The sequence below is a fragment of the Microtetraspora glauca genome (assembly GCF_040656155.1).
GTDB lineage: Bacteria > Actinomycetota > Actinomycetes > Streptosporangiales > Streptosporangiaceae > Microtetraspora > Microtetraspora glauca.
This window is the reverse complement of the sequence record NZ_JBFALK010000004.1, coordinates 350,902-365,047: the sequence shown is the minus strand read 5'-3', so window position 1 is coordinate 365,047 and position 14,146 is coordinate 350,902. Positions and strand designations below refer to the sequence as shown.

The 14,146-nt window shown below is 71.5% G+C and carries 14 protein-coding genes; 6 read left to right on the top strand and 8 right to left on the bottom strand.

All coding sequences use genetic code 11. The features are described 5' to 3' along the window. Positions 1–30: 30 nt before the first annotated feature. Complete coding sequence (locus tag AB0I59_RS10670) at positions 31–636, top strand: TetR/AcrR family transcriptional regulator (RefSeq protein ID WP_358131947.1); 606 nt, start codon at positions 31–33, stop codon at positions 634–636. 78 nt (positions 637–714) lie between these two features. Here AB0I59_RS10670 and AB0I59_RS10665 read toward each other — a convergent pair whose 3' ends face one another. Genes AB0I59_RS10665 through mshB form a run of 3 tightly spaced genes read right to left on the bottom strand, consistent with a single transcriptional unit; the run spans position 715 to position 2,438 of the window. After that, the gene (locus tag AB0I59_RS10665; RefSeq protein ID WP_061259364.1) at positions 715–1,134 is read right to left on the bottom strand and encodes a hypothetical protein; all 420 of its coding nucleotides are present in this window, start codon (positions 1,132–1,134) and stop codon (positions 715–717) included. Positions 1,135–1,144: 10 nt separating this feature from the next. Continuing rightward, positions 1,145–1,549, bottom strand: a complete 405-nt coding sequence (locus tag AB0I59_RS10660; protein ID WP_358131945.1) for a DUF6113 family protein — start codon at positions 1,547–1,549, stop codon at positions 1,145–1,147. Next, the gene (gene mshB / locus AB0I59_RS10655; RefSeq protein WP_061259366.1) at positions 1,533–2,438 is read right to left on the bottom strand and encodes an N-acetyl-1-D-myo-inositol-2-amino-2-deoxy-alpha-D-glucopyranoside deacetylase; all 906 of its coding nucleotides are present in this window, start codon (positions 2,436–2,438) and stop codon (positions 1,533–1,535) included. The genes AB0I59_RS10660 and mshB overlap by 17 nt, the downstream gene beginning before the upstream one ends. 31 nt (positions 2,439–2,469) lie before the next feature. Between mshB and AB0I59_RS10650 the strand changes: the two genes are divergently transcribed. Both AB0I59_RS10650 and AB0I59_RS10645 read left to right on the top strand, forming a co-directional pair. Next, entirely contained in the window at positions 2,470–4,506 is a 2,037-nt protein-coding gene (locus AB0I59_RS10650; RefSeq protein ID WP_061259367.1) for a S9 family peptidase, read from the top strand. 23 nt (positions 4,507–4,529) lie between these two features. Beyond that, positions 4,530–4,877, top strand: coding sequence for a hypothetical protein (locus tag AB0I59_RS10645; RefSeq protein ID WP_358131942.1), 348 nt, complete (start codon positions 4,530–4,532; stop codon positions 4,875–4,877). Here AB0I59_RS10645 and AB0I59_RS10640 read toward each other — a convergent pair. After that, complete coding sequence (locus AB0I59_RS10640; protein ID WP_358131940.1) at positions 4,861–6,633, bottom strand: ABC transporter ATP-binding protein; 1,773 nt, start codon at positions 6,631–6,633, stop codon at positions 4,861–4,863. The two genes, AB0I59_RS10645 and AB0I59_RS10640, sit on opposite strands and share 17 nt — an antisense overlap. Positions 6,634–6,636: 3 nt before the next feature. After that, positions 6,637–8,328, bottom strand: coding sequence for an ABC transporter ATP-binding protein (locus tag AB0I59_RS10635; RefSeq protein WP_061259370.1), 1,692 nt, complete (start codon positions 8,326–8,328; stop codon positions 6,637–6,639). A gap of 120 nt (positions 8,329–8,448) precedes the next feature. On the opposite strand from AB0I59_RS10635, the gene AB0I59_RS10630 reads away from it, so the two are divergent. Both AB0I59_RS10630 and AB0I59_RS10625 read left to right on the top strand, forming a co-directional pair. Further along, entirely contained in the window at positions 8,449–8,682 is a 234-nt protein-coding gene (locus tag AB0I59_RS10630; protein WP_061259371.1) for a hypothetical protein, read from the top strand. Positions 8,683–8,684: 2 nt separating this feature from the next. Continuing rightward, positions 8,685–9,278 (top strand): Clp protease N-terminal domain-containing protein, encoded by a 594-nt coding sequence (locus AB0I59_RS10625; protein ID WP_061259372.1) that lies wholly within the window; start codon positions 8,685–8,687, stop codon positions 9,276–9,278. A 122-nt stretch (positions 9,279–9,400) separates the two neighbouring features. Here AB0I59_RS10625 and AB0I59_RS10620 read toward each other — a convergent pair whose 3' ends face one another. After that, positions 9,401–10,246 carry a hypothetical protein gene (locus AB0I59_RS10620; RefSeq protein WP_358131937.1) on the bottom strand — a complete coding sequence of 282 codons (846 nt, stop codon included), beginning with the start codon at positions 10,244–10,246 and terminating at the stop codon, positions 9,401–9,403. 281 nt (positions 10,247–10,527) lie between these two features. On the opposite strand from AB0I59_RS10620, the gene AB0I59_RS10615 reads away from it, so the two are divergent. After that, positions 10,528–11,430, top strand: coding sequence for a hypothetical protein (locus AB0I59_RS10615; RefSeq protein WP_358131935.1), 903 nt, complete (start codon positions 10,528–10,530; stop codon positions 11,428–11,430). A 61-nt stretch (positions 11,431–11,491) separates the two neighbouring features. Here the strand turns inward: AB0I59_RS10615 and AB0I59_RS10610 are convergent, their stop codons facing one another. Continuing rightward, entirely contained in the window at positions 11,492–13,093 is a 1,602-nt protein-coding gene (locus AB0I59_RS10610) for a serine/threonine protein kinase (protein WP_358131933.1), read from the bottom strand. Between the two features lie 175 nt (positions 13,094–13,268). Further along, positions 13,269–14,075, bottom strand: a complete 807-nt coding sequence (gene erm / locus AB0I59_RS10605) for a 23S ribosomal RNA methyltransferase Erm (protein ID WP_358131931.1) — start codon at positions 14,073–14,075, stop codon at positions 13,269–13,271. Positions 14,076–14,146: the final 71 nt, after the last annotated feature.

The window sequence follows — 14,146 nt, the reverse complement described above, 5'->3', positions numbered from 1 at the left end:
TAAAATTTTCCTTCAACTATAGTTTCTCGCATGAGCGGGTTGCGGGAGCGGAAGAAGCAGGAGTCGCGGCAGCACATCTCCGACATGGCGTCCTGGCTCTTCATGCAGCGGGGTTTCGACGCGGTCACCGTCGCCGAGATCGCCGAAGCGGCCGGGGTCTCCACGAAGACGGTCTTCAACTACTTCCCGCGGAAGGAGGACCTCTTCCTCGACCGGCTGCCGGAGGCCGCCGACCTGATCGTCCGAACGGTCCGGGAGCGTCCGGCGGGCGTGGAGCCGCTGGCCGCGCTACGCGAAGCCGCCCTGCGTCTGCCGCGCGAACGCCATCCCTTGGGCGGGATCGGCGAGGGATACGAGCACTTCCTGCGGGTCGTGGTGGACTCTCCCGCCCTGCGGGCCCGGGTCAGAGAGTTCCTCGACGAGGTCGAGGCCCTGCTCACGACGCTGTTGGACGAGGCCGACCCGAAGGGGCCCTGGTCACGGGTGGCCGCGGCGCTCGTCGTCGCCGCCTTCCGCGCGACCTACGCGATCAGCTTCCGGCGGACGCTCGCCGGCGATCGTCCGGAGGACGTCCTCGACGACCACATCGCCCTGCTCAACCGCTCCTTCGACGCGCTGGAGCGGGCGCTGGCCTGAGCGCTGGAGCGGGCGCTGGCCTGAGCGCTGGAGCGGGCGCTGGCCTGAGCGATGGCGCGGGCGGGATCACGCCGGCGTTCATCGAGCCGGCCGGCGCCACCAGGGGTGGCGCCGGGCGTAGCCTCCGTCCTCGAGTCCGGCCAGCCGCTCGAAGACGTTGCACGAGGCGGGATCACCGCAGACGACCAGCGAGACGGCGGCCGCGATCACATAGAGCGGAAGCATCGGCAACCCCGCGCAGAGGACGTACTGCGTGGCGTGCCGGGACTCGTGGGCGAGCAGTTCGCCCACGAGGTAGCCGTCCTGGTTCTTGGTGAGGACCACATTGCCGACCGTGAACGCGCCGGCCACCGGAAACGGGATGCGGTAGCCGTGCGCCAGGATGAGCCCGTGCTCGCCCTTACGCGGAGTGGCCCCGCCGATCAGCGCGATCAGCAGGCCGACGGGGGTGGAGAGGTTGACGACGTTGACGACCTGCCGGAACCGGTGCCATCTCATACGGTCTCATTCAGCGCCTCAGGAGCCACGAACCTTGGGATCGCGTGACCATGATGGCGACCACGAGGGCCGCCGTCCCTCCGTAGAGATACCAGTATCCGGCCGGATCGGCGGCGATGACCAGGTCTCCCGCGGCCTGCTTGCTGGCCAGGAAGAACGAGACGAACATCCAGCCGGCGGCGGGCAGCAGCGCGCCCATCTTGCCCCCGATCAGCCGCCCCATGGCGTACGGCACGGCGAACAGGATCGGCAACCACACGATCGCCGCGACGGGCACGTCCCCGGCGTACCAGGAGTGCTCGAAACCGCCGACCACGCCGAGCACGACCCCGAGCACGAAGAGCATGCCGTAGGCCGCGCCGATGACGGCGGGGGACTCCCCCTGCTCCGGCGGGGGACTAGTCGATGCCTGCAAAGAGATCATCCTCACGGTTGTACGGCTCGCCGATGCCTCCCACCTCGTACGGCGCGCCGACACCGGGGCGGCCGGGAACGCCGGCGTGGAGAATGAAGTGCTCGATCCCAAGCGCGGCCTGGCCGACGTTGTTGGAGAGCGCGAACCACGGGGCGTCGACCGCGATCTGCGTGGCGTGCGCGCGCATCGCGTCCAGTTTCGCCGTGATGTGGGCGCGGGCGTCGATCTCCGTGGTCACCTCCTCGTCCGCGCAACCGAACGGCAGGGCGTCGACGTCCTCGCCCCAGAACTCGATGTCGGCCTCGCGCATCGCCTCGGCGGCGCGCTTCATCACCGACTTCGGCATGGCCGTGTAGTAGAACTTGGCGATCTGCCACGGCTCCCCGCCGGGGTGCGCGGGGTCGGCCGCCAGCTCGAACGCCCGCCGGGCCACGCGGTGCGCCTGGATGTGGTCGGGATGGCCGTAGAAGCCGTTCTCGTCGTAGGTGACGAGCACCTGCGGCCGGACCTCGCGGATCACCGCGACCAGCTCCGCGGCCGCCTCGTCGAGATCGGCCCGCCAGAAGCAGTCCGGCCGGTCGTTGGTGGGGGCGCCCATCATGCCGGAGTCGCGCCAGCGGCCGGGGCCGCCGAGGAACCTGTGGTCGCTGACCCCGAGCGCCCGGCAGGCCGACTCCAGCTCGCCGATGCGGTGCTGCCCGAGCGTGTCGTCCCTGTCGGCGGCCAGGTGCGCCAGCTCCGGCGGGATGACCTCACCCTCTTCGCCGAGGGTGCAGGTCACCAGCGTGACATGGGCGCCCTCCGTGGCGTACTTGGCCATGGTCGCCCCCGAGCCGATCGACTCGTCGTCGGGATGGGCGTGCACGAGCAGCAATCGCCGGTCAGTCATGCTCCGAGCCTAGCTGGCAGGATGGGGAGCTATGACTGAGAGCTTTCCCCGGTTGTTTGCCCGGACCCGGCGCTTCACCCTGGGCGTCCCGCGCGGCTTCACGATCTCTCCCGACGGCGGTCGGGTGATCTTCCTCCGGTCGAGGTCCGGCACCGACCCGGTGACGTGCCTGTGGGAGTTCGACGTCGCGACCGGCGCCGAGCGGCTCGTCGTGGACCCCCTCTCGCTCGGCGCCGGAGAGGAGAACCTCCCGCCCGAGGAGCGCGCCCGCCGTGAGCGGTCCCGCGAGGCGGCGGGCGGCGTGGTGGCCTACGCCACCGACTCCGCGGCCGAGCAGGCCGTCTTCGCCCTGTCCGGAGCTCTCTACCTGGTCGATCTGGCGGCGGGAGCCGTACGCCACCTGGAGACCCCGGGGCCGGTGATCGACCCCAGGCTGAACCCCTCGGGCACCCGTGTCGCGTACGTCACCGGGGGCGCGCTGCACGTGCGCGACCTGGGCGCGGACGAGGACGTCGTCCTCGCCGCCGAGGAAGGTGTCACCTACGGCCTGGCCGAGTTCATCGCCTCCGAGGAGATGGACCGGATGCGCGGCTACTGGTGGTCCCCCGACGGTGACGCCCTGCTGGTCGAGCGGGTCGACGAGGCCCCGGTCACGCGCTGGCACATCGCCGACCCGGCCAACCCGGCGTCCGAGCCGGTGACCGTGGCCTATCCGGCGGCGGGCACGCCCAACGCCCGGACCGAGCTTTTCGTTCTCGGGCTGGACGGCTCGCGCACCCCGGTCCCGTTCGACGACGAGTACCTCGTCACCGCGCTCTGGGACGATCACGGCCTGGCGATCGTCACCATGCCGCGCGACCAGAAGGCCCTGCGCCTGCTCACGGTCACGGACGGCCTCGCGCCGGTCCGCGAGGACGTCGACCCCGCCTGGGTGGACATCGTCCCCGGCGTCCCCGACCACCTGTCCGACGGCACCCTGGTCTGGGTGGCCGACTCCGAGGGCGGGCGGCGCCTGATCGTCGGCGACCGTCCGGTCACGCCCCCGACCCTGCAGGTGCGCTCGGTGCTGGCCGTCGACGGGGACACGATCCTGTTCCAGGCGAGCGCCGACCCCACCGAAGTCCAGGTGTGGACCTGCTCGGCGGGCGTGCTCGCGCGGGTGAGCCCCGAGGAGCCGGGTGTCTACAGCGGCACGTCCGCCGGAGGCACGACGGTGATCATCGGTGCCACGCTGGAGAGCCAGACCTCGGTCACCCGGATCTTCCGGGACGGCCGGCCGTGCGGCCACATCGACTCCCACGCCGAGCGGCCCGGCATCGACCTGCGCGTCTCGCTCGTCCCCACCGGCAAGCGCAATCTGGCCACGGCCGTGCTGCTCCCCTCCTGGTACGAGCCGGGCAGCGGGAAGTTGCCGGTCCTCATGGACCCGTACGGCGGCCCGGGCGCCCAGCGCGTGCTCGCCTCCGGCCGGATGTTCCTGGAGTCCCAGTGGTGGGCCGAGCAGGGCTTCGCGGTGATCGTGGCGGACGGCAGGGGCACTCCCGGTCGCGGCCCGGCCTTCGAGCGCGAGGTGCTGCACGACTTCACCGTCACGCTCGACGACCAGGTGGAGGCGCTGCACGGCGCGGCGGCCGAGTACGACCTCGACCTGTCGCGGGTGGGCATCCGCGGCTGGTCGTTCGGTGGTTACCTCGCCGCGCTGGCGGTCCTCCGGCGCCCGGACGTGTTCCACGCGGCGATCGCCGGGGCCCCGGTGACGGACTGGCGGCTGTATGACACCTGCTACACCGAGCGGTATCTCGGCCACCCGGACGAGGGACACTACGAGGCGTCCTCGCTGCTCGCCGACGCGGAGAAGCTGGAGCGGCCGCTGCTGCTCGTGCACGGCCTCGCGGACGACAACGTGGTGGCGGCGCACACGCTGCGGCTGTCGTCGGCGCTGCTCGCCGCCGGACGCCCGCACACCGTCCTGCCGTTGTCCGGCGTGACCCACATGACGCCGCAGGAGGTCGTCGCGGAGAACCTGCTGCTCCTCCAGGTCGACTTCCTCAAGAAGGCCCTGGGCTGACCAGGCGGCGTCGACCTGACGGCATGGCCGCGTCCTCGGGGCGTGCCCCGGCCCGCGGCCATGCCGTACGGCGCGGCCCGGCCGCGCGGACACTCAGTGCCGACGTGGCCGACGTGGCCGACGAGCGGGCCGTGGCCGCACTGTTCGACACCGCCGAGTCCACCTTCGGCGGCATCGACGTCGTCGTTCACACCCCCGGCCGGAACGGCGGCGCGTACGTGAACGCCGCGGGGCGGGTTTCCCGCACCGCACGGTCGGTCGCCGGACAGGTCCTCACTCTGACCAAGCTCCAACAGTCCGAGGACGACGGCGAGGTCGCCGCGGAAACCGATGGAAGGCGGGGCGCTGACCGGCTCAGGAAGGCTCCCTGACCGGCCCGGCGACGCCTCCGCCATGCCAGCTCTGCCACAGCGCGGCGTAGGCACCGCCCGCCGCGACCAGCTCGTCGTGCGAGCCCAGCTCGCTGATCCGGCCGTCCTCGACGACGGCGACGCGGTCGGCGTCGTGCGCGGTGTAGAGCCGGTGCGCGATGGCGATCACGGTCCGCCCCTCGAGGACGGCCGCCAGCGAGCGCTCCAGGTTGCGCGCGGCGCGCGGGTCGATCAACGAGGTCGCCTCGTCGAGCACAAGCGTGTGCGGGTCGGCCAGCACGAGACGGGCGAGCGCGAGCTGCTGCGCCTGCGCCGGTGAGATCGCGGTGCGGCCGGAGCCGACGATCGTGTCCAGTCCCTGATCGAGCTGCTCGACCCACTCCCACGCGTCCACCGCGGCCAGCGCGCGCCGCACCTCGCCGTCGGAGGCGTCGGGACGCGCGATCAGCACGTTGTCACGCAGCGTTCCCCGGAAGACATGATGCTCCTGGGTGACCAGCGCGACGTGGCCGCGCAGTTCGTCGAGCGGCAGCTCGACCAGCTGCGTCCCGCCCACGGTGACAGTGCCGGTGCGCGGGCCGTGGATGCCCGCGAGCAGCCGGCCCAGGGTGGACTTGCCCGCGCCTGACGGGCCGACCATGGCGAGCCGCTCGCCCTGGCGCACGTTCAGATCGATGCCGTGCAGCACGTCGCGTCCCTCTCGGTAGGAGTACCGGACGTCGGACGCCCGGAGTTCCTCACCGTCGGGCCGTTCGGCCCCGGCCACGCGGTCCTCCTTGACGTTGGCCACGCCGAGCAGGCGCGCCAGCGAGGCCCCACCGACCTGGAGCTCGTCCACCCAGGACAGCAGCCGGTCCAGCGGGTCGATGAGCTGCTGCACATAGAGCGTCGCCGTGGTCACCTGAGCCACCGACACCCAGCCCTCCATGGAGAACAGACCACCGATGAGCAGGGTGGCCACGACCGGGATCACATAGCCGAACTCCACGGCGGGGAACCACACCATGCGCAGGCCAAGGGTGTACCGCTCGGCCTTCCACGAGCGGGCGATGTCGCCGTCCGTCCTGCGGTGGCGGCGGTCCCGCAGGCCCAGGGCCTCCACGGTCCGCGCGCCGTCCACGGTCTCGGCCAGCCCCTCCGTCATATCGGCGTACGCGGCGTTCTCCCGCAGGTAGCCATCTCTGGCGCGGTTGAGGTACCACCGCGTGGCGATCCACAGCAGCGGCACGGCGAGCAGCGAGGGCACCGCGAGGATGGGCCCGACCACGAGGACCGCGCCCACCATGAACGCCCCGGTGACGATCGCGATCAGCGTCTCGGGGACGGCGTGCCGCACACTGCGGGAGAGCGCGTCCACGTCACGGGACGTGCGGGTGAGCAGGTCACCGGACCCGGCCCGCTCGACGGTGGACAGCGGCAGCGCGAGGATCTTGTCGACGAAGTCCTCACGCAGCTCGGCGAGCACCTTCTCGCCCAGCCGGGACGAGGCGTAGACGGCGAACCTGACCAGGATCGCCTGCGCGACCACGAATCCGGCGATGGCCAGGGCGACCGTGTCGACGTTGACGGTGTCGGTGCCGTCCTTGACGGCCTCGACCAGCCCGCCCAGCAGCCGGGGCGCGGCCAGCCCCGCCACGGCGGCGAGGGCGTGCAGGCCCAGAGCGAGCGTGAGCTCGCGGGGGTACTTCAGTGTGAGTCGCCGCGCGTAGGCGCGCACCTGCGCCTGGTCGGCGACCGGCAGGATCTCGCGTGCCATCGACTACTCCTCCCCTCGGGTGACCGTGGACCGGTATGCGGGTTCCCCGGCGAGCAACTCCCGGTGGGTGCCCTCGGCCCGCACCTTGCCGTCCTCCACGAAGAGGACGAGGTCGGCGTGGTCGAGGACGAGGGGGCTGGTCGTGCAGACGAGGGTGGTGCGACCCGCGCGCGCCCGGCCCAGCCGCTCGGCGATCCGCGCCTCCGTATGGGCGTCCACCGCGCTGGTCGGCTCGATCAGGACCAGGATCTCGGGATCGGTGACCAGCGCCCTGACCAGGCGCAGCCGCTGCTGCTGGCCGCCGGAGAACTCGCGGCCGGACTCGGCCACGTGAGCGTCCAGACCGTCGGGCAACGCTTCCACGATGTCCTGCGCGCACGCCGCGGCCAGGGCTTCGTGCACGGACTCGTCCGAAGCCGTGCCGGTGACGTCCAGCTCGTCGCGCAGGCGGCCGGTGAAGAGCTTGGCCGCGTTGTCCGCGATGAGGACGTGCCGCCTGACCTCCGCGATCGGCAGATCGGCCAGCGGCCTGCCGCCCAGCGTCACTTCTCCGGGCGCGTACCTCCCGAGCCGGTCGGCGATCGTGATCGCGTCTTCGGGCACCGCCGCCGCCACGGCGGTCAGCAGCCCTCGCCGCACCGTGAGACCGGACTCCTCGTCGTGCAGGTCGCCGCCCGAAGGCACGGCCGCGTCGCCGCCGGAGAGCTCGGGGTCCAGTGACAGGATCCGGCAGACCCTGCGGGCCGCGACGTGCCCCTTGGTGATCTTGTCAGCGGCCTCGGTGAGCGTCCGGAGCGGCGCGATGAGGAACACCGCGTAGCCGTAGAAGGCGACGAGCCCACCCGCGCTGATCTCGCCGGCAAGGGCGAACCGCGCGCCGAGCCAGGTCACGCAGGCGATGAGCAGTCCGGGCAGCAGGATCTGGGCGCCTTCGAGCACCGACTCGACCGACGCGACCCCGACCCCGGCTCGCCGCACCCGCTGCGACTCCTCGCGGTAGCGGTCGGCGAACACGCGCTCGCCGCCGATGCCACGAAGCACCCTCAGACCCGCCACGATGTCGGCCGCCCGTGTGGCCAGCTCGCCCTGCAGGTCGCGCTGCTGGTGCTGGCGGCGGTGCAACGGCCTGAGCAGCGGGCCCACCGCGGCCGCCATCACCGGCACGCCGATCAGCACCATGAGACCGAGCGGCAGCGACCTCGTGATCAGCAGGACCGTCACCGTGACGACGGCGACGACCGCTCCCGTGCCGCGCAGCAGGATGTCCATCGCGTTGCCGATGTGAGCGATGTCGGAGTTGCCGACGCTCACCACCTCACCGGTCGAGAGCCGTTTCGGCAGGGTCGCGCCCAGCCGGGTGGCCTGCCGTGAGGTGACCTGGACCGTGCGGTAGGCGGCGGCCAGCCAGGTGAACACGGCGAACCGGTGCCGCATCGCGCCGGCGACGGCCTGGACGACGCCCAGCCCGAGCAGGACGAGGGACCAGCGCACCAGACCGCCCGTGTCCGCGGAGAGCAGCGCGTCGATGGCACTGCCCAGCGCGGCGGGCACGAGGGCCTGCCCCAGCCACCAGAGGATGGCGAGGCTGATGCCGATCAGGAGCGGGGCGCGCTGGGCACGGGCGACCCACCACAGGTAGCGGAGGGGACTTCGGGCGTCGGGAATGCCGGGGTCGGCGACAGGCAAGGAGAGCATGACGTCCTCAAGGCTCACAGGCCGGTCCCAGGCTCGGCAATCGATTTTCGTGCCCGCGTGTCGCGAGGCCGGATGTAAACCTGGGTTGACACGCGAACGATGTAAACCTAGGTTGACATCATGAACGATACGGCGCAGCTGGCCAGCGATGCCGGCAGCCGCGACCCCGGCATCGGACTGCGGGCCGTCCGGGCCCTGCGGGTGCTGGTCGAGCGACTTGAAGCACTTCAGGTGGAGAACGCACGGACCCAGGGCTGGTCCTGGCAGGAGATCGCCACATTGCTGGGCGTCACCAGGCAGGCCGTCCACAAGAAGTACGCGGGCGGACGTGGACTACTGAGACGGGAGAAGTAGCGATGTTCGAACGGTTCACCAACGACGCGCGGCAGACGGTGACCCAGGCGCAGGAGCACGCCCGGCGGTTGCAGCACCGGCACATCGGCACCGAGCACCTGCTGCTCGGCCTCCTCGGGAATCCGGACACACTGTCGGCACAGATCCTGAACGAGCACGGCCTCACCCTGGACCGGGCCGAGACGGCGACACTGCGCGCCCTTCCCGGACCGGACCAACGTGGCGGAGACCTGGACGCCGACGCTCTGGAGACGATCGGCATCGACCTGGCGGCCGTACGGGAAAGAGTCGAGGCGACCTTCGGGCCCGGCGCCCTCGACCGGGCACCCAGCCGAAACCATCGCGGCCTGCTGCTCAGCGGCCGCCACATCCCCTTCGACCGGGGCGCGAAAAAGGCCCTCGAACTGTCCCTGCGCGAGGCGATCGCCCTGAAAAGCAAGGAGATCCGCGACGGCCACATCCTCCTCGGCCTGCTACGGGAGGCAGAGGGGCTCGGTGCGCGGGTGATCAGCTCCTCGGGCATCGACATCGCCACCCTACGTATCGAACTGGAACGGCTGCTCGCGCCGAGCGCTCGCCGACCCCGCGCCTCCTGACCGGTTGTCGGGGGCCGTCGCCAGTGCGGCGACCGGGCCCCTGTCTGGGCTGGTAGGCCCGGGACCCCAAGGACGAGCGGGCCACAGCACCTGGCAGGCCCGTGATCTTTTCCATCACCGCATCAGCCGCACATCGCGGCCGCAACCTGGTCGCGCCACTCAACCTCCCGGCCGGCGAACTCGGCGGGAGCCAGAACGGAGAGATCACGGGTGCGCGGGTCGTACCGCAGCCGGACCACGACCCGCCTCCGGCGCGCGGGCGGTGGCAGACGATGCGCCGCCCTGGCGTCGGTGGTCGTCACCACCTCTTCCACCGGGATCTCGATGTCTCGGCGACCGGGCGGCCGAGCGAAGAGCGTCGAGGCGAGCACGTGGGCCAGGCCGTGGAAGAGATGGAACCAGCCGTGAAGATGCCTCTCCGAGAGCCGTGTGGTCCGGAGCTCGGGCAGGCCGAGCAGGGACAGCCCCGTCGTGCGCATGCCGAACCGGTCGTCGTCGCCGGGGGTGAAGCTGACGGAGACCCACGTGGCCACCGCGAAATCCTCGCGGGAGAGGAACGGCTCAGAACGCCATTGATCGGGCAGCAACCGCGGGGGGCGCGGATCGAGGCGGATCCCTCGGGTGAGGTCCGCGAGGCGGTCGGTCGCCAGGGCACACCAGTGCAGGTGGTCGGGCGGCCACCCCGGCGGAGCCGTGCAGGTGATCTGGAGATGCCCCTTCGCCATCTCCAGCAGCACAGCGACGAGCGGATCGACGTCGGGCGAGCAGTCCGGGCAGGAGAGCACCCGGATCGCGTGGGCGAGTGACGGATGAGCGCCGTCGATCTCCTCGACCCGCAGCTCGACGCCAGGAGGAAGGGCCTCCACCAGCTCGGTGACCGCAGCGGCGGGAACGGGCTCATCGGGAGCGGCGACCACATAGGCGACGCTCACCGAGGCGGCCACCGGCAGCAGGATCTTGGCGGTCATGGGCACCTCCACTGGACGACGAAGGCCCAGGCTGGCAGCGCGGCGGCCGGCCCTCCCTTCCCGAGTCGCGTTCTGTGGAGAACGCCGGTTGTGTGGAAAACCGGTCGCCGCGGCCGTGTCCCCCATCCGCCGCACCCGAGCTTCCCGCGGTGTCGGCGAGGGGAGGAAGATCCGTTTTATCCCGGTCTGCGCGCTCCGGAGCAGCGATGCGCCAGCGGGTTTCGAGAACCGGAATCCACAACGGCAAGCTGGCTGCAAGCAGGCTTCGCACAATGGCTGGCATGAAAGCCTCCCCCACTGGACGCCTCAGCGTGCCCCGCCGGCTTGCCGCCGGCGCGACCTTCGTGCTCCTGACCATCACCGGATGCGGTTCCGGCGTTGACGCGCTCCGGAGCGATCAGGCCGTTCCGGAGCGCGTGACCAGCACGGCGACCGAGACCACCCCGACCACCGAGACCACCCGCCCCACGGAGAACAGCGAGCCGGCCGCGACCACGACCGAGACGGGCGACCCGGCCCAGGCCCAGACGGATGTTCGGCCGGGTGGGGCCCTCGTCGACGGCAGCACCGTCGCGGCCGAGCTCACCCGCGCCGGGCAGAGGGACACGTTCACCCTGGACCTGGGCGACGCCAGGGATTTCTACGTCACCGACATGAACGGCGGCGACATCCAGTTCCAGGTGTTCTCCGAGGTCGACGACCAGCCGGTCAGCCCGTCCGGCATCGCTCTCAGCTGGGGCACGTCGGTCGTCACGTTGACCAAGGCGGGCAAGCACCGGCTGGAGGTCTTCGGGAACACGAACGTCATCGGGCCGTACAGTTTCAGGATCGCGACGGTGAAGGTCCGCACGTTCCCGGCGACGATCGGCCTGAAGATCGGCGAGGGCAGCCCGGACGGCGCGGGACGGCTGGACGTCCCAGGACGCATCGACCGTTTCGAGTTCGACGCGGACGGCGCCTCGGCCATCAAGATCCTCGGTGGGGCCGGGGCGTGCACGGCCATCGAGCTGGAGCTCACGGATGCCGCGGAGAAGAACATCGCCGGCCCACGGCAGCCCGTCCCACTCTGCGGATACGAGTCGGACATCCCGCTCTCCAATGGAGACGGCCGGTACGCGCTCGTGGTCAGATCAGGTGCGGCGAAGACCGGGGCCTACTCGTTCCAGATCGCGCGGGCGGGTTGAGCGTCGACCGGGCGTCCGGTGGCGGTGCGAAGCGTGGTCACGTGCCTGGGCCGGTCCCGCGTCAGGACCGGTACAGGTTCCCGCGATACTCCAGCGCGCTCGCGCCCTCCTGGCCCACGAAGTCCAGGGTCGCCCGGTCTTTCAGAGTGAGGGTCATGTCTCCCCCCACACACTGATTCCGCTGTACGCGGGTCAGGTCGAGCACGCTCCCGGTCCTGACCCGGGTCAGCGTGACCTGCTGCTCGCACGCGCCGGCCCGCCACGTCCCCGTCGGCTGGTCACGCAGCAGAGTGAGCGTGACGTCGGCGGTCTTCTGCCGATCGTCCTGCGAGACGACCTGGCCCGTCCACGTTCCGGCGAACGCCTCCGGGACTCCGCCTCCCGGCTGGGCCGAGGGCGGCGTCGACGGTGGCGCGGAAGCCGGTTGCCCGCCTGCGACCGAGCGTGATCCGGAGTCCCCGCCGGTGTCGGCAGCGGCCTCCGGCCTCGCCGCGCCGTTGCCGTCGCCGTCGCGGTCGGAGGGGCCACCGAGCGTCCCTGTGGCGTACAGCGCCACCGCCGTCACGAGCGCCGCGGCGGTACCGGTGATCGCGATCAGTACGGCAGGCCGCCGCCCTTGTCGGGGCACCGGCTCGCCGTGCCGCGGCGCCGTTTCCCGCACCGCCGTGTCGGAACGGCCGAGATGGCGGGTGGGTGCCAGGCCGTACGCGGAGCCGGCCGGACTCTGCGTTCCGGACGAATCGGTTAAAAGCGGTCCGGTCGGCCCAGGACCGGCCGCAGCTGGAACCTGATCCGCCCGGTCACCCCAGTCAGCGGGCAGGTAGGCGGTGGGCACCGGGCCGACGTCGGGGACCGTGACGGTCGGGGCTCCGGGCTCGACCAGGCGAATCATGAGCTCCCGGGCGGAGGGGCGTACCCCGGGATCCTTGGCGAGGCAGACGGCCAGCGTCTCCCGCAGAGGCGACGGAACGTCCGTGAGGTCGGGCTCGGCGTTGAGGATCCGGCTGAAGACCGCGGCGACGGTGTCGCTGCCGAACGGCGCACGGCCGGTGGCTGCGTAGACCATGGTCGCCGCCCAGGAGAACACGTCGGCCGCGGGCGATCCGTGCACGCCGCCCAACTGCTCGGGAGCCATGTACGGCGGGGTGCCGGACAGGGCCGAGGGCATCGTGCTCGCGTCGAGCAACTGGGCGATGCCGAAGTCGACCACCCGTGGGCCGTCTGGGCCGAGCAGCACGTTGGCCGGTTTGAAATCCCGATGGATGACTCCCGCGCTGTGGATGGCGGCGAGCGCGGTAGCCGTGGCGACCGCCAGGCGATCGAGGTCGCCCTCACGCAGGGGGCCCTCCTCACGCACCCGATCCTGCAGTGAGGGGCCCGCGATGAACTCGCTCACGACGTAGGGGACGGGCCGGTCGGTCTCCGCCGCCAGCACCCGGGCCGTACAGAAGGGGGCCACCCGCAGTGCCGACTGCAGCTCCCTGGCCAACCGGCGGCGCGAGGCGGGATCCGCGCCGCTGCGAAGTACTTTGATCGCCACCCGCTCGCCGGACCGGGTCCGCCCCTCGTAGACGATCCCCTGCCCGCCCTCGCCCAGACGCCCGACGACCTCGAACTCCCCCAGCACGCGCGGGTCTCCCGGCTCCAGCGGGCCAGCGGGCATCGGCTCCTCCATGCGCGGTGATCTCCTCACCCTAGCGATGCGAGACCCGGCCCACCATGGTCCTCCATCGGGGCGATGGCGAAGGCGCCCGCGCCGACCGAAGCCGGCGGGGCCCGTCCTAGGGGATCGTGGTCGTACCGGACGACGTGAGGCGGCAGACGCCTCCGTACCGGAATCAGCGTCGTGCGCGCCGTATCGGCGATGGGCGGTCGGCGGCATCGGCCAGGGTGAGACGCCACAGGGAGGCCCACTGGTCGGCGGTGAGATCCTTCGGCAGCGCGTACGGGGACACACGATCCGCCCGCAGCCAGTCGCGGAGCGCCGTACGGTGGACCCGGCCCGTCAGGTCGAGGATCTCGCGCAGTCCGCGCCCTCGTCCGGTGAAGACCTGCTTGACGAAGTCCTGGTACGGCCTGCGGTCGGGGACGAGCGGGCACGCCCGGCGGACCATGGTGAGCAGCCCGCCGTCGACCGAGGGCACGGGCCGGAACGATCGGGCCGGAACCCGCGAGTGCGCCTCGAACTCGTACCACGGCCACCAACTCGCGGTCAGCAGGCTGGCTCCTCCCACTCCCGCCCGCCGCCGGGCGACCTCCCACTGCACCAGCAGCACCGCCGCGTGCCACCGGTCTTCCGCGAGAAGCCGCCGCATGATCGAGGTCGTCAGGTGGAAGGGCAGATTGCCGACGATCACGTGCGGGTGCCTGGGGAACCGGAAACGCAGGATGTCCGAGTTGACGACGACCACGTTCTCCGGGGTGCGCCGTTCCAGCCGCCGTGCGCGCTTCGGATCGATCTCCACCGCCGTTATCGGTCGGCCGGATCGGCTCAGCGGCAGGGTCACGGCGCCGTCTCCGGGGCCGATCTCCACGATCGGCCCGCTCGTACGCGCGACGAGTCGTTCGACGGTGGCGATCACCGAACGGTCGACGAGGAAGTTCTGACCGAGCTCGTGCCGGCCGCCCTGATAGGGGTGAGACATGGGTTGCTCCGCGCTGGAAGATCGGAGCCGGGCAGCATGCGGTGCCGCACCGGCGATGACTCCGATGTGCG

Excerpts from the sequence above, each read along its gene's own strand:
- AB0I59_RS10670 (WP_358131947.1), top strand. The coding sequence starts at position 31 with ATGAGCGGGTTGCGGGAGCGGAAGAAGCAGGAGTCGCGGCAGCACATC.
- AB0I59_RS10665 (WP_061259364.1), bottom strand. The coding sequence starts at position 1,134 with ATGAGATGGCACCGGTTCCGGCAGGTCGTCAACGTCGTCAACCTCTCC.
- mshB (WP_061259366.1), bottom strand. The coding sequence starts at position 2,438 with ATGACTGACCGGCGATTGCTGCTCGTGCACGCCCATCCCGACGACGAG.
- AB0I59_RS10650 (WP_061259367.1), top strand. The coding sequence starts at position 2,470 with ATGACTGAGAGCTTTCCCCGGTTGTTTGCCCGGACCCGGCGCTTCACC.
- AB0I59_RS10645 (WP_358131942.1), top strand. The coding sequence starts at position 4,530 with ATGGCCGCGTCCTCGGGGCGTGCCCCGGCCCGCGGCCATGCCGTACGG.
- AB0I59_RS10640 (WP_358131940.1), bottom strand. The coding sequence starts at position 6,633 with ATGGCACGCGAGATCCTGCCGGTCGCCGACCAGGCGCAGGTGCGCGCC.
- AB0I59_RS10635 (WP_061259370.1), bottom strand. The coding sequence starts at position 8,328 with ATGCTCTCCTTGCCTGTCGCCGACCCCGGCATTCCCGACGCCCGAAGT.
- AB0I59_RS10630 (WP_061259371.1), top strand. The coding sequence starts at position 8,449 with ATGAACGATACGGCGCAGCTGGCCAGCGATGCCGGCAGCCGCGACCCC.
- AB0I59_RS10625 (WP_061259372.1), top strand. The coding sequence starts at position 8,685 with ATGTTCGAACGGTTCACCAACGACGCGCGGCAGACGGTGACCCAGGCG.
- AB0I59_RS10620 (WP_358131937.1), bottom strand. The coding sequence starts at position 10,246 with ATGACCGCCAAGATCCTGCTGCCGGTGGCCGCCTCGGTGAGCGTCGCC.
- AB0I59_RS10615 (WP_358131935.1), top strand. The coding sequence starts at position 10,528 with ATGAAAGCCTCCCCCACTGGACGCCTCAGCGTGCCCCGCCGGCTTGCC.
- AB0I59_RS10610 (WP_358131933.1), bottom strand. The coding sequence starts at position 13,093 with ATGCCCGCTGGCCCGCTGGAGCCGGGAGACCCGCGCGTGCTGGGGGAG.
- erm (WP_358131931.1), bottom strand. The coding sequence starts at position 14,075 with ATGTCTCACCCCTATCAGGGCGGCCGGCACGAGCTCGGTCAGAACTTC.